Annotated in this window: 11 protein-coding genes and 1 pseudogene; 9 read left to right on the plus strand and 3 right to left on the minus strand. The window is 66.9% G+C overall.

Annotated elements, in window-relative coordinates; translation table 11 throughout:
* Positions 1-22: 22 nt before the first annotated feature.
* Complete coding sequence (locus IPG50_23955; GenBank protein MBK6695238.1) at positions 23-673, minus strand: hypothetical protein; 651 nt, start codon at positions 671-673, stop codon at positions 23-25.
* Between the two features lie 214 nt (positions 674-887).
* Between IPG50_23955 and IPG50_23960 the strand changes: the two genes are divergently transcribed.
* From IPG50_23960 to IPG50_24000, 9 genes and pseudogenes are all read left to right on the plus strand, one after another.
* Positions 888-2,033: a hypothetical protein gene (locus IPG50_23960; GenBank protein ID MBK6695239.1), complete on the plus strand. Its 1,146-nt coding sequence runs from the start codon at positions 888-890 to the stop codon at positions 2,031-2,033.
* Between the two features lie 92 nt (positions 2,034-2,125).
* A complete protein-coding gene (locus IPG50_23965) occupies positions 2,126-2,692 on the plus strand; it encodes a hypothetical protein (protein MBK6695240.1) in 567 nt (188 codons plus the stop codon).
* Positions 2,693-2,955: 263 nt separating this feature from the next.
* Positions 2,956-5,403 (plus strand): annotated as a pseudogene (locus IPG50_23970) (FAD-dependent oxidoreductase).
* Between the two features lie 3 nt (positions 5,404-5,406).
* Positions 5,407-5,760 carry a cytochrome c gene (locus tag IPG50_23975; GenBank protein MBK6695241.1) on the plus strand — a complete coding sequence of 118 codons (354 nt, stop codon included), beginning with the start codon at positions 5,407-5,409 and terminating at the stop codon, positions 5,758-5,760.
* Positions 5,757-6,734, plus strand: coding sequence for a c-type cytochrome (locus IPG50_23980; protein ID MBK6695242.1), 978 nt, complete (start codon positions 5,757-5,759; stop codon positions 6,732-6,734). Before IPG50_23975 ends, IPG50_23980 begins: the two co-directional genes overlap by 4 nt.
* 102 nt (positions 6,735-6,836) lie before the next feature.
* Entirely contained in the window at positions 6,837-7,529 is a 693-nt protein-coding gene (locus IPG50_23985) for a c-type cytochrome (protein ID MBK6695243.1), read from the plus strand.
* Between the two features lie 6 nt (positions 7,530-7,535).
* Complete coding sequence (locus IPG50_23990; protein MBK6695244.1) at positions 7,536-8,915, plus strand: cbb3-type cytochrome c oxidase subunit I; 1,380 nt, start codon at positions 7,536-7,538, stop codon at positions 8,913-8,915.
* Between the two features lie 10 nt (positions 8,916-8,925).
* Positions 8,926-9,714, plus strand: coding sequence for a CbbQ/NirQ/NorQ/GpvN family protein (locus IPG50_23995; GenBank protein MBK6695245.1), 789 nt, complete (start codon positions 8,926-8,928; stop codon positions 9,712-9,714).
* Positions 9,715-9,717: 3 nt separating this feature from the next.
* Positions 9,718-11,412, plus strand: a complete 1,695-nt coding sequence (locus IPG50_24000; protein MBK6695246.1) for a VWA domain-containing protein — start codon at positions 9,718-9,720, stop codon at positions 11,410-11,412.
* Positions 11,413-11,538: 126 nt separating this feature from the next.
* Here IPG50_24000 and IPG50_24005 read toward each other — a convergent pair whose 3' ends face one another.
* Both IPG50_24005 and IPG50_24010 read right to left on the minus strand, forming a co-directional pair.
* Positions 11,539-12,624: a hypothetical protein gene (locus tag IPG50_24005; GenBank protein MBK6695247.1), complete on the minus strand. Its 1,086-nt coding sequence runs from the start codon at positions 12,622-12,624 to the stop codon at positions 11,539-11,541.
* Entirely contained in the window at positions 12,566-13,399 is an 834-nt protein-coding gene (locus IPG50_24010) for a hypothetical protein (protein MBK6695248.1), read from the minus strand. Before IPG50_24010 ends, IPG50_24005 begins: the two co-directional genes overlap by 59 nt.
* Positions 13,400-13,483 lie beyond the last annotated feature (84 nt).

The raw sequence follows: 13,483 nt of genomic DNA on the forward strand, positions 1-13,483 counted from the left end.
CCGCGGTTGCGTGAGGCTTGCGTTACGCGACGACGTCGATCACGGAGTCTTCGTCTTGCAGCGTGTCGTCCACGCGACGCCACCTGAAAGGCGCTTCGCGAACCCCGGAGCTAGGCGGCGCGGCTTCCGGTCCGTGTACCAAGCGCGTTGGCGTGCCCAAGGCGTCGAAGCCCAGCGTGCTGCAGGAGAGCAACGTGACGAGCCGCCGCTTGTAGCGAAGGTGCGTCCGCGACTCGGATTCGATGGCCGCGAGTACCTCGCTCGCGAGCGTGCGGCACTGCCGCGCGAAGACGTCGAAGTGGTGGAAGACAATGGCCGCTCGGCCCGTCGATGACAGCGGCAGCTCGCGGAGGGCGCCGGCGAAGCCGGCTAGCGATTCGTCGTAGCGGCCGACGTGGTCGAGCATCAGGCGAACCTTGCCGTGGAAGGCGCCGCTCGTCAGAAAGCGCGAGCCGTCGATGACGTAGAGCCGATAGCCATAAGTGCGGAGCAGCGCCGCGTCCTCGCCGAGGCGGTCTTGATCGCGGTAGGTCGCGAGGCCTCCGGCCAGGAGGAGCCGTTCGTCGAGAGGACGGGTCTTGCCGCTGGCTCCCGACGCCGACGGCTGCCGCTCGCGTTCACGAGCCTCAAGGTAGCGCCGCGAATGCCACTGTTCATAGCTGTAGGCCAGCACGACCCTCCCAGGCGCAAAGTGCGCAAAATCCCGGGCTTTCGCGGGATCAGCCGGGCGCAATTCGCCCGAGCAGGCTCTAGCACCGGGCCCTTTGTCGTCGAGGGGAGCTTTCGAGTTTTTGCGTCCCGTGGGCGGCACACGCCACGGTGGTTGCCGGCTGCTCCTGCAGCCAGGTTTTCCCGGTCGTCGGTCTCCTTTGGGTATCTTGCCTTCCATGATGCAGACCCACCGTGTCGCGGTCCGCTGGCCTTCACGGCTGGCGCTCCTTGGCTTGCTCGTTGCCTGCGGCCCTGAGGTTGCGCCGCGTGCCGTTGGGCCGGCCGCTGCCTCCGCGTCGCCCGTCAAGACGGCGCCGTCGTCGGCCGCATCGCCCGCATCGGCAGCGCCCACTGTCGACCGCTCCAAGCTCCCGCCGTTCGCCTTTGCGAACGCGAGCATCGAGGTCGAATACCCGGAGCGTGTGCGCGTGGCTCGCGCCGGTCGGCTCTACGTCGAGTTCCCGCCCGTCAAGGAGGAGGACGCGGAGGCCGACAAGTCCGTCGAGTACGAGCCGCCGATCATCGAGGCGGCGTCTGGCACTCGGCCCTACCGCGTTCTGTGTCGTGACGCGGAGAATCAAATCGCCGCCTACGTTCCTTCGCATCAACTGAGGATGGTGGCCGTCGAGCCGGTGGTCCTCTCGCCAAAGACGACGCCACCGGAGACCCATAGCGACACGGAGCCCGGGGTGCGCGTGAGCCGAGGCGCGCCGCTCACCGTCTTGGGCAGCCTCAACGCCGTCGACCAAGTGCGCTTCGAGTCCATCGGCCTCTCGGGAGAGGGCTTTGCGCGTCGCGTGAAGCTCGGTCACGCGTTCCGTCCCGAGGCTGCCACGGCGTCGGCGGGCGCGTCGGAGACGAAGACGGTGAAGTACCAGGCCGAGCTTACCGGCGGTGAGGGTGCGATCTACTCCGAGTCCGACGCCGCGAGGCGCCCCATCGCGAAGCTCACGCCCTATCCCGATGGCGACGGTGCGCATCGCTTCCAACGCCTGGGGCCCAAGAAGAGCGGCTTCGCGCTCGTGCGGCTCGTGCATCCGGAGACGTCCGTCGTCGGTTGGATCCAAGAGGCCTTGCTGAGCGGCGGCGGCGGCGAGGTCACGTGGTCGAAGGAGCACAAGACGAGCACCGGTCGACTCAAGGGGAGCCGGATGCTGTCAGTGAAGAAGGGAAGTCTCCTCCTCGGCCCGACGAAGCGTGAGCCTGTAGGCGTCGTGCTTCGCGACTACGAAGCGCCCTGCATTCGCCGCTGCGAGAGCGACGAACCGCTCGTTGCGGTGCGGGCGTGTGCCGGTGTCGCACGGGTCCTGGTTTCAAAGTGACCTTGCCTGGGAGGCCCTTTCCAGCGAACCTTCCAAAACGCGCGAATCTTTCGCGCCTTGAAGTTCTCGACGCTTTTCAACGCGGAGGCGCCATGTCGACGAAGATGATCAAGCCTGTCCTTTGCCTGACTGTTGCGAGCTTCTTCGCCTACGCCGGCTGCTCCGACGACGAAAAAGCGCCCGCCCGCACGTTCGGTGACGACGGCGGAGGAAGCACCACGGATAGCGGCGGTTCGACCTCGTCGGATTCCGGGGGAACGGTCACGCCCGAGTCGGGCATCGGCAGCGATGCTTCGACGACCCCGAAAGACTCGGGCGTCATCCCGCCGCCCAAGGACGCCACAACGGACGCGCCCAAGGATGCGAAGACGGACGCTCCCACGGATGCGGCCGTCGTCCTCGACGCTGCGACCGTCGCGGCCGATTGTGCGTCTTATTGCAGCTGCATGACGACGAACTGCTCGGCGCAAACCCTTGCCGACGGTGGCCCTACCCTGCCGGCGAGCTGCCAGGCGACTTGCGTCGCGAACTACTCGACGTGGAACGTCGCGTGCCGCACCACGCACTGCGGCTTGGCGGGGACGGCCGCCGCCGCCGACTCCGGCACCGAGGTCACGCTCCACTGCGGCCATGGCGCAGGCGCGTCGGTCTGTCTGTAACCAACCAACGCTCGGTGCCCGATCCCAAGCTGAGGGCAGCTTAGGAAAGTCGCTCCCGCAACGAACGCGCGCGCCGTCGTCGTCGTCGAGCCCGGGTCGGGCAACGCCATGCCGCCGAGCGGCGCTTCAGGCATCGGGCCAAGGTAGCGGCCGGCGCGCGGTCGCGACCTCACGGGGACGCTGGAAAGCTCGACCCAAGCGGGCGACGAGCGCTGTATGCTGCCGCCACCATGACGGAATTGTCTTCGGCCGCGGCTCCGAAACTCCCCGCCCGCGCTCGCGTTGTTGTTGTCGGCGGCGGCGTCATCGGGACATCGGTCGCGTACCACTTGGCGCACATGGGCTGCACCGATGTCGTCTTGCTCGAGCGCGATCGGCTCACTTCCGGCACGACGTGGCACGCCGCAGGGCTGATGGTGACCTTCGGATCGACCTCCGAGACGTCGACGGAGATGCGCAAGTACACGCGCGATCTGTACGCGCGCCTCGAAGCGGAGACGGGGCAGTCGACGGGCTTCATGCCCATCGGCTTCATTAAGCTCGCAACCGAGCCCGATCGTCTCGAGGAGTACCGCCGCGTCTCGGCCTTCAATCGGTACTGCGGCGTCGACGTGCACGAGATCTCGCCGAAGGAAGTGAAAGAGCTCTTCCCCCTGGCGAAGACCGACGACTTGCTCGCGGGCTTCTACGTGAAGGAAGACGGCCGTGGCAATCCTGTCGACATCACCATGGCGCTCGCAAAGGGCGCTCGCATGAAGGGCGCAACGGTCTTGGAAGGCGTGCCCGTCACGGCCATCACCCGCAAGCGTGGTGCCGTCACCGGCGTCGAAACGCCGTTCGGGAGTATCGAGGCCGAGTTCGTCGTCAACTGCACCGGCATGTGGGCACGCCAGCTCGCGCAATCGAGCGGCGTCAATGTGCCGCTGCAAGCGGCGGAGCACTATTACCTCATCACGGAACGGCTTCCGGGGATCACCAGCGCGTTTCCCGTCATCGAGGACCCGGCCTCGTACGGCTACCTCCGCGAAGAAGGCGGCGGCCTCATGGTCGGTCTCTTCGAGCCCATCTGCGCGCCGTGGAAGGTCGAAGGGATCCCCAACGACTTCTCCTTCGGAGAGATCCAGCCCGATTGGGAGCGCATGGGCCCGTACGTTGAGAAGGCCATGCAGCGCGTGCCGTCGGCCCTCAGCGTCGGCATCAAGACCTTCTTCTGCGGGCCCGAGAGCTTCACGCCGGATCTCGCGCCCATCGTCGGCGAGGCGCCCGAGCTCAAGAACTACTTCGTCGCTGCCGGGCTCAACTCCATCGGCATCATCACCGGCGGCGGGATGGGGCGTGTCTTGGCCCACTGGATCTTGAACGGTCGTCCTGACGTCGACGTCACGGGCATGAACATCGACCGGCTCCAGGTCTACCAGTCGACGCCCGAATACCGTCGCACGCGCACCGTCGAGTCGCTCGGCATGGTCTACCAGTGCCACTACCCGACGCGCTCGATGCAGACGGCCCGCGGCGCAAAGAAGCCCGCGTTCTACGATCGGCTCGCGGCGCGCGGGGCCTACTTCCGCGACGTCAGCGGCTGGGAGGGCGCCGACTGGTACGCGCCGCTGGGCCAAGAGGCGAAGGTCGAGAAGCTCTCCTGGGGACGCCAAGAGTGGTTTCCCAACTGGGAGGCCGAGCACCGCGCGGCGCGCGAGGGCGTGATCCTCATGGACATGTCGTTCATGGCGAAGTTCTCGGTGCAGGGCCGCGACGCGGGCCGGATCCTGAATCACATCTCCGCGAACAACGTCGACGAGCAGGCGGGGCGTGTAACCTACACGCAGTGGCTCAACGAGGGCGGCACCCTCGAGGCCGATCTCACGGTCACCAAGTTCGACGACGAGCGCTATTGGGTGGTGGCTTCCGACACGGCGCATCGTCACGCTGAGACCTGGCTCAAGCGGCACATCCCTGAAGGCGCCCACGCCTTCGTGACGGATGTCACGTCGGCCTATGCGCAGATCAACATCCAAGGTCCGAGGTCGCGCGAGCTTTTGCAGTCGCTCACGGCGTCAGACTTGTCGAACGAGGCCTTTCCGTTTCGTACGGCGCGCGAGATCGACATCGGCTTCGCGCGAATTCTATGCGTGCGCATCACGTATCTGGGCGAGCTCGGCTACGAGCTTTACATCCCCACCGAGCAAGCGCTCCACGTCTACGATCGTCTCGTCCAAGGAGGGGAAGGCTTCGGTCTCCGGCACGCGGGCCTCAAGGCCCTCGCGAGCCTTCGCATGGAGAAGGGCTACCGCGACTACGGCCACGACATCGACAACACCGACTCGGTGCTCGAGGTAGGCCTCGGCTTTGCGGTGGACTTGAAGAAGCCCGGCGGCTTCCTTGGCAAGGACGCCGTCTTGGCCAAGAAGGCAGAAGGCCCGCTCAAGAAGCGGCTCGTGCAGGTCTTCGTCACCGACCCTGAGCCGATGCTCTACCACGCGGAGATCGTCTACCGAAACGGCAAGGCCGTCGGGTACGTGCGCGCCGCGTCCTATGGGCACACGCTCGGTGGCGCGGTCGGTCTCGCGATGGTCGACGGTGGCGGTGCGGCCGTCGACCCGGCGTGGCTCGCCGCGGGAACTTGGGAGGTCGACATTGCAGGGCGCAGGTACCCGGCCCGCGTGTCGCTCAAGCCGATGTACGACCCGGACATGCTCAAGATAAAGGCGTAACGCATGAGGGTGGGGGGAACGACGTGCGCGCTCGCGCTCGCAGGCGCACTCTTGCTCGCGGGGTGCGAGAAGAAGAAGGCGGAGCCGACGGGCCGCGAGCTCTTCGCAGCAACGTGCGCTCGCTGCCATGGCGAGGGCGGCGCCGGTGGCCTACCCGTTTGGGACGGCGGGCCGTCGCCTAGGAACTTCACCGAGGCAGGCTTCCTCGCTGGACGGACCGATGGCGCTCTTCGCCAGACCATTCGCGACGGCAAGGGCGGCGCGATGCCGCCCTTTGGCACCACCTTCACCGACGAACAGATCACCGCGCTCATCGCGCACCTACGGACCCTCGACCCAGGAACGCCCAAGAAATGAAGAAGCTGCTCGGCCGCATCGGTCTCGCCCTCGCGGCGCTCATCGCGCTCGCCGTCTTGTCCATCGTCGTGAAGTTCTTTGTGCTGTCGCCGAAGATGCGGCCGGCGCAAGACCTCAAGGCGCCTACGAGCCCGGAGGCCATCGCACGGGGGAAGTACCTCGTCGATCACGTCACCGGATGCCTTGGTTGCCACTCGCCGGTGCAAGACGACAAGCCCGGCGATCTCGTCGTGCCGGGCAAGCTCGGCGCGGGCCGCGACTTTGGCGTGTGGGAAGGCGCGCCGTTCCGGCTCCGAAGCGCCAACCTCACGCCCGACAAACAGTTCGGCATCGGGAACTGGACCGACGGCGAGGTGGTGCGCGCCATGCGCGAGGGCGTGAGCAAGGATGGGCGAGCGCTCTTTCCGCAGATGCCCTATCTGACGTACGCCGAGACGCTGAGCGACGACGACGCGCTCGCCATCGTCGCGTACCTCCGCACGTTGGCTCCGCTGGCCAGCGATCCGGGCCGCACCGAGATTCAGTTCCCCGTGTCGATGTTCATAAGGGCCGCGCCGAAGCCGCTCACCCAGAGCCCGCCGCCGGCGCCGCCCGTGACCGACAAGCTCGCGCGCGGTCGCTGGCTCATGCGCGTTGGCTCCTGCAACGACTGCCACGACTCGGTCAACGAGCGCATGGAAAAGCTTCCTGGCAAGGCTCTCGCGGGCGGGTTCAAGTTCCCGCTCGCGCCGGGCAAGGGCTACGTCATCGCGCCGAACATCACGAGCGACAAGGCGACCGGCATCGGTGCGTACAGCGACGACGACCTCCGCCGCGTCTTCGACGAAGGCAAAGGCAAGGCGGGGCGCTTTCTCTACGTGATGCCCTGGTCGTATTACGCGGGCCTCACCAAGGACGACAAGGAGGCGCTCATCACGGCGCTCCGCGAGGTGCCCGCCGTTTCGAACGTCGTGCCACCGAGCCAGGTGAAGTAGCCGCCAGCGCCCAGTCATCAGAGAGACAAACGTCACCGGGCTGATCTGGATCATCGCGGCCCGGCACAGCGGGGGCTACGCATGACGGCAGGCGAGGCCATCATGCTCAGCAAGTCTCAAGCGCGCGCGTTCTTCCTCTTGGGAACCGGCGTGTGCGCCGTGGCCTTCATCGGCCTCACGGTCGACACCTTTCGCCAAATTCCCGGACAGACGCGCGCCGACCAGATCACCGCCGAGGTCGCTCACGGCAAGGACCTGTGGGACTCGAACAACTGCATGGGCTGCCACACCCTGCTCGGCGAGGGCGCCTACTACGCGCCGGAGCTCACGAAGGTCTACGAGCGGCGCGGCGAGCCGTTCATTCGCAGCATGCTGACGGACCCGGAGGCGATGTTCCCGGGCCAGCGGAAGATGCAGAAGTACAAGTTCGACGAAGCTGAGAAGTCGGCGCTCGTGGCGTTCTTCAAGTGGGCCGGCAGCGTCGACTTGAACGGCTTTCCGGCGAAGCCCACGCTCGCCGGTGGTCCAACGCCCACCCACGCGATGCTCGAAGGCACCAAGGACGATCGGCCGCAGGCCTTTCGCCAGATTTGTGTGGCGTGCCATTCGCTGGGCGGGCAGGGGGCGAGCGTGGGGCCGCCGCTCGACGGCGTGGGAGCGCGTCTCGACGCTGAGTTCCTGCGAAAGTGGCTCAAGAAGCCCTCTTCGGTGAAGCCCGATTCAAAGATGCCGGAGCTTGGTCTCTCCGACTCGCAGGTCGATGAGCTCGTGACGTTCCTCGGCGGGAAGAGGTGAATGACGATGCGCTACGAATCGCAACGAGTCGCTTGGTGGTTCTTCGCCACCTGCATGCTCCTGCTCTCCCTACAGATCGTCTACGGCTTCATCATGGGCTTCGCGCACGCGGGCTACGACGTGCTTCACGGCATCGTGCCGTTCCACACGGCACGGGCGACGCACACCAACCTGCTGGTCATGTGGCTGCTCGCGGGCTTCATGGGGTCGGCCTATTTCATCATCCCGGAAGAGTGTGAGCGGGAGCTGATGTGGCCGTGGCTCGCGAAGGTCCAGCTCGCCGCGTTCGTTGTGGTCGGAGTGACCGCCGTTATCGGCTTTCACTTCAACTGGTGGGAAGGGCGCAAGTTCCTTGAGATCCCCCGCCCGCTGGACTTCCTCGTCGTCGTCGACGTGCTCGCGTTTATCGCGAACATCGGCATGACCGTCTGGAAGGGCAAGCGCATGACGACGACGTCGATGGTGCTCTTCTTCGGTCTCCTCATGGCCGCGCTCCTGTACCTGCCCGGCATGATTCCGACCACGAACCAAACGCACGACTCGTACTGGCGCTGGTGGGTCGTTCACCTCTGGGTCGAGGGCGTTTGGGAGCTGATCATGGGGGCGATCCTCTCCTTCTTGCTCATCAAGCTCACCGGCGTCGACCGAGAGGTCATCGAGAAGTGGCTCTACGTCATCGTGGGGTTCACGTTCCTCTCAGGGATCCTGGGAACGGGGCACCACTACTACTGGATTGGCACGCCGAGGTATTGGCTCGCGATCGGCGGCATCTTCAGCGCCCTTGAGCCGGTCGCGTTCCTCGCGATGGCCATCTACGCCATCTCGATGGCGAAGCGCGGTGGGCGCAAACACCCGAACCGCATGGCCCTGCTCTGGAGCGTGGGCTGCGCCGTCATGTCCTTCGTCGGCGCCGGATTTCTGGGCTTCGCTCACACGATTCCGCAAGTCAACCTCTACACGCACGGCACGTTGGTGACGGCGATGCACGGTCACATGGCCTTCTGGGGTGCGTACGCGATGATCGTCCTCGCCATGATCGCCTACGCGTTGCCGCAGTTGACGGGGCGACAGCTCCACGACTCGCCGACCTCGACGTTCGCCTTCTGGACGTCCAACGTCGGCATGATCGCCATGACGCTGGCCTTCGCCGTTGCCGGTGTCACGCAGGTGGTGCTCGAGCGGCGCCTTGGCATGGACTTCTTGACCGTTCAACGAGAGATCGAGGTCCACTTTGTCGGACTGATCCTCGCGGCGAGCCTGTTCACCCTCGGCATCGGCGCGTTCATTCTGGTGTTCATTCGCTCGGGCCTCCCCGTTGGTCGTGTGACGGGACCCACCGCCACCGACGACGCGCCGGGCGAAGCGGGAGCGCCTCAACTTGCCTGACGGGGCGCTCATGGCGATCGACGGCGGGCCGAAGCCCTACTACCACCCGGTGGCCGACGAGCTGCACGCCATGCGCGCCGCCTGCAAAGCGTCGCTCCCGGTCCTCCTCAAGGGCCCGACCGGCTGCGGAAAGTCTCGCCTCGTCGAGGCCGTCGCTTGGGAGCTCGGCCGGCCGCTCGTGACCGTCGCGTGCAACGACGAGACCAGCGCCGCGGACCTCCTGGGTCGCTGGACCGTTCAGGGGGGAGACACGGTTTGGCAAGACGGTCCGGCGACGCGGGCTGTGCGCGAGGGGAGCGTGCTCTACCTCGACGAGATCGCCGAAGCACGCGACGACATCCTGGTCGTGCTTCATCCGCTCGCCGACCATCGGCGTGAACTCTGGGTCGACCGCCGCAACGAACGACTCGTCGCGGCGCCTGGGTTTCAGCTCGTGGCGAGCTTCAACCCCGGCTATCGGCGTGGCGCGAAGGATCTGAAGCCATCCACACGCCAACGGTTCGCCGCCATCGCTCTCGAATATCCGTCGGCGGAGGTTGAGCTCGAGATTGTTGTCGCCGAGTCGCGCTGTGAACCCGGGGTCGCCAAGCGCCTCGTGGCCCTGGCTCGGAAGATCCGCGCGCTTGATGAGCTGGCCTTGCCCGAGACCGTATCGACGCGGCTCCTCGTCCACACGGCACGGCTCGTCGCAGCGGGCATGTCTCCTAGGCTCGCCTGCGACGTCGGCATCGTGCAGCCGCTCTCGGACGACGACGAGATCGTCAAGCCGTTGCGCGAGCTCGCCGCGCTGGTCTTCTGAGCCGTGGGCATCGACGAGAAGCTCTTCCGGTGGCTGTACGGTCGTATTGGCGCGTGGCGCGGCCGCGAGTCGAAAGAGATCGAGGCGCGCGCCGTCAGCACCGCGACCATCCTCGCGACGCTGCGTGTGATGGCCGGCGCCGCTGCCGAGCGTGATCTGCGAGTGGAGCTGGTCGACGACGGAGGCGGCGTAGCCGGCGACACCGTGCTCCTCCCGGCGCGCGTGACCACGCTCCCTTCGCGGGAGGACAACGAGCGCCTGCTCCTCGTGAGAGCGACCTTCGCGGGCGCCATCGTGCGCGCAGGACTGACTCACGGCGCATCGGCTGGAATCGATCGCGCGTCGCTCGCGGACCTCGAGGCCGCGCTTCGCGAGGAGCTCCCGGGATGGGGCGCGCTCCGCGATCGCTTGCCGCGCGCGCTGTCGCTCGTCGACCTGGCGGGGTACCTCCGACCCGGGAGCGCCGCCTCTCCCGTGCAGGGCTCGGAGCAGAACGCCGACGACCTTCCGCGCCCCACGACGGAGCGGGATGCCAAGCGTCGGCCGCCGCCGGCGCGCAAGCGGAGGCTCACGGAAGACGAAGAGGGCGAGAACCCGTTCACTCACTCCTTCGAGAAGGTTCACACGGCCGAGGAGCACAAGGGAGGGAACAAGCGCGCCGACGGGAGCGACCAGCTCGACGACCAGCTCGCGGCCCTCGATGCGCTCGACCCCGACGAGGTCGTCTTGTCGCGCGAGCGCACCCGCTCGGTGTACCGCAGTGACTTCGTGTTCGACGGAAGCACCGAAGCGAGGACCGACCGCGGGCCGGGCCTCTGCTACGACGAATGGGACTCGGGCCGACGGCGCTACCTGGCCCGCCACTGCGCCGTGACCGTCGAGGCCGCGCGCGGAACGACGAGCGGAGGCGTGGAGCTGCGCCGGCGCATCGCGAGCGACGAGCGACGAGCCGTCGGCGAGACACGGGCTCGCGTTCTTCGCATCGACGCGGCTCGTCGTTGGCACACGAGGCAGTCCGACGGCCCCGACGTCGACTTGGACGCGCTCGTCGAGCGGAGCGCTGCGCTGCGGGCAGGACACGACGGCGCAACACGCCTCTACGTTTCTCGCCGGCGCCGGGGGCCCTCGCTCGCGGCGCTGCTTCTCATCGACGGGAGCCTCTCGACGGACGCGTGGGTCGCCAATCGGCGGGTTCTCGATGTGGAGCGCGACGCTGCGACGATCGTCGGCCTCGCCTTCGAGGGGCTCATCGATGAGCTCGCCATGGCGTCGTTCTGTTCGTTCTCTCACGAGGACTGCCGCTTCACGCCCATCAAGGCGTTCAAGGAGTCGCTTCAGAAAGGTCTCGAGCGGCTCGCGGCGCTAGAACCGCGCGGCTACACCCGCGTGGGGCCGGCGCTCCGCCACGCCACGCGAGTCCTCGAGCGCGCCGGGGCGCAGCGGCGTGTGATCGTCTTGTTCTCCGACGGCAAGCCCACCGACACCGACCGCTACGAAGGCCGTCACGGCATCGGAGACGTGAGGCAAGCGGTGCGCGAAGCCAAGGAGCGCGGCGTCGACGTCTTCGCCCTCTCGGTCGATCCGCGCTCCCGGCCGCTTCTGCCTCGCATGTTTGGAGCGCACTCCTTCGCGGGGCTCAGCTCGGCCCGCGACGTCGCGCACGCGGTAGGTGTACTGTGCACGAAGATGCAGCGATAGCGGCGCCGCCGCGACAAAATAGGCGAAGCGGACACTCCCTCCGCAAAGAGCGCCCGCTTCTGAGTGAAGTCTTTTTTGGCGAGGCCGTGCTCCGCTCCATCGAGCGCGCACGGCGTCGCCGCTTGATCAGGGGTTGCCGAAGGGGTTCGCCGGCGGTCCCGCGGGCGCCTTGCGGTCCGACTGCTGCGCGGGCGCTGCCCCGCCGCCGGCCGCCGGTGTCTCCGCCGCGGGCGTGGACACGCGGGAGCTCTGCTTGACCAGCGTGTAGTGCACGCCGTGGCCGAGGTACTGGAGGCCAAGGTAGCCGCCCGGGTGTCCCGAGTTGCCCTGCTCGTCGCGCTGGGCAACCGAGTGGTAGAGGCTCGGCGGTGAGAAGAGGCCGTCGCCGGTCTTGCTCGCGCGGGGGCTCGTCACCTTGCGCGCGACGAGGAGCCAGGGTTGAAGCGCCTTCTGGAACTCCGTGTACGAGCCGTACTTGACGCCGATGATCTTGACCAAGCCGTCGAACACATCCTTGACCGTGAAGTCTTGCGGCGTGATGGCGCGCTCCGCGAACTTCTTCGGCAGCTCCATCAGGGAGCCGTCATCGATCTTGCGTTGACGCTGCTCGCTGCCCTGACCCTCCTTGGGGATCTTCATCGATTCGTAGAGGCCCTCTTCCATCTTCACGAGGACCATCTGCTGAATCGGCGCGACCTCCTCGCCCATGCCTTCGAGGCTCATGTTGGCCGGGGCGCCCACGCTGCCGCGCTGCCGCTCCGGGGCGCGCGGGATGTGTGTGCGGAAGAACTGCTGGACGATGTCGGCCATCGTCATCGGTTCGAAGGCGAGACCCGCCGCGGGCAAGCCGTCGGCTCGCTTGGGGAGCGCCGCCAGCTCGCTGATGGGACGGAGGCGACTCATGGCGGCGAAGTCGGGCTTGTACTGAGCCACTTCAGCGAGGCGCGCGTTGGGCGGCGTGGTGTCGGCGCTCGGCGTGCCGGCGGCGGCGAAGGGCCAACCGGTCGAGACAGCGCGCTCGAAGGCGGACCAATCGGCTTCGTTGATCTTGAAGCCATCGCCATCGAGTCCGACGATCGCCGACTTGGTCAAGGGGACGAGGATGCCGGCGCTGAAGGCGACCTCGGCGAGCTCGGCGCAGTAGATCAGGTTCTCAGGCTTCGTGAACCAAGCTTGCGCGTTGGTGTCGCCGCCGATGGCCTTGATCATCATGGCGACGTGGCGCTTGATTTCGTCCGGCGTGCGCGGCGAGGGGGTCGCCGCCGTTGTAGTCGCCGGGGAAGGTCGAGACGGTGTTGAACAGAACGGCCATCGACCGGATGTTGTCGACGTAGAGCTTCTGGGTGGCGGCATCGACGCCGGCGGGGAACGTCGGCTTGACGAACACCATCGGGTAGTGATCCTTGCCGAAGGCGCCGCTCTCGTAGCCCTTGGGGTTGTTGATCGAGATCGCGCCTGGCTTCCCGTTGCGCTCGACGCCCACGATGATTCCGATGTGGGTGTCTTGCAGCTTGAAGTTCTCCTTCATCTCGGGGCCGCCGCCGCCGAGCGCGAGCACACGGTGCTCGGGGCGGTGGTGCTTGATCATGAGGCCGACTTCGCCGGGCTGGATGTACTGCGCGATGACCGCGTCGCCACGGCCGTCGGTCGCGCCAGCGACGGAGGCCTCGATGTCCGGGTTCGCGTAGGGAATGACGTTGACGCTCTTGGTGAAGAGGTGCGTGTTGGCGCGGAAGCTCTTCCCGTTCTCCAGTTGCACGAGCACGCTGAAGACGTCTTCGGCCTTCTCCGCCGCGAAGCCAGCAGCCGGCCACTTGGCGTTGACCGCTGCGAGGTCCATCTCGAAGCCTGAGGCTGTCGGTTCGTCGACGAGCGCACCGGTATCCGTGTCCTCCTCGGAGGAGGACGAGCACGCGACGGACGCGAGCGACGTGGTGGCGGCCATGAGGCCTAGCAAGAAGGCGACGGAGTGTTTGCGGAGAAGCATGGGTGCTCTTACTGCACACACCGGACCACCTTCCCCGCAGCCTTTTTCTCGTGAGATCTGGGTTTGAGCCGGTGGAATGGAGAG

The sequence above is a fragment of the Myxococcales bacterium genome, assembly GCA_016703425.1.
In the GTDB taxonomy this organism is placed as follows: Bacteria; Myxococcota_A; Polyangia; order Polyangiales; family Polyangiaceae; genus JADJCA01.

Bases quoted from the DNA above. Each gene is read 5' to 3' on its own strand.
- IPG50_23960 (MBK6695239.1), top strand. From the start codon at position 888: ATGATGCAGACCCACCGTGTCGCGGTCCGCTGGCCTTCACGGCTGGCG.
- IPG50_23965 (MBK6695240.1), top strand. From the start codon at position 2,126: ATGTCGACGAAGATGATCAAGCCTGTCCTTTGCCTGACTGTTGCGAGC.
- IPG50_23975 (MBK6695241.1), top strand. From the start codon at position 5,407: ATGAGGGTGGGGGGAACGACGTGCGCGCTCGCGCTCGCAGGCGCACTC.
- IPG50_23980 (MBK6695242.1), top strand. From the start codon at position 5,757: ATGAAGAAGCTGCTCGGCCGCATCGGTCTCGCCCTCGCGGCGCTCATC.
- IPG50_23985 (MBK6695243.1), top strand. From the start codon at position 6,837: ATGCTCAGCAAGTCTCAAGCGCGCGCGTTCTTCCTCTTGGGAACCGGC.
- IPG50_23990 (MBK6695244.1), top strand. From the start codon at position 7,536: ATGCGCTACGAATCGCAACGAGTCGCTTGGTGGTTCTTCGCCACCTGC.
- IPG50_23995 (MBK6695245.1), top strand. From the start codon at position 8,926: ATGGCGATCGACGGCGGGCCGAAGCCCTACTACCACCCGGTGGCCGAC.
- IPG50_24005 (MBK6695247.1), bottom strand. From the start codon at position 12,624: ATGATGATCAAGGCCATCGGCGGCGACACCAACGCGCAAGCTTGGTTC.
- IPG50_24010 (MBK6695248.1), bottom strand. From the start codon at position 13,399: ATGCTTCTCCGCAAACACTCCGTCGCCTTCTTGCTAGGCCTCATGGCC.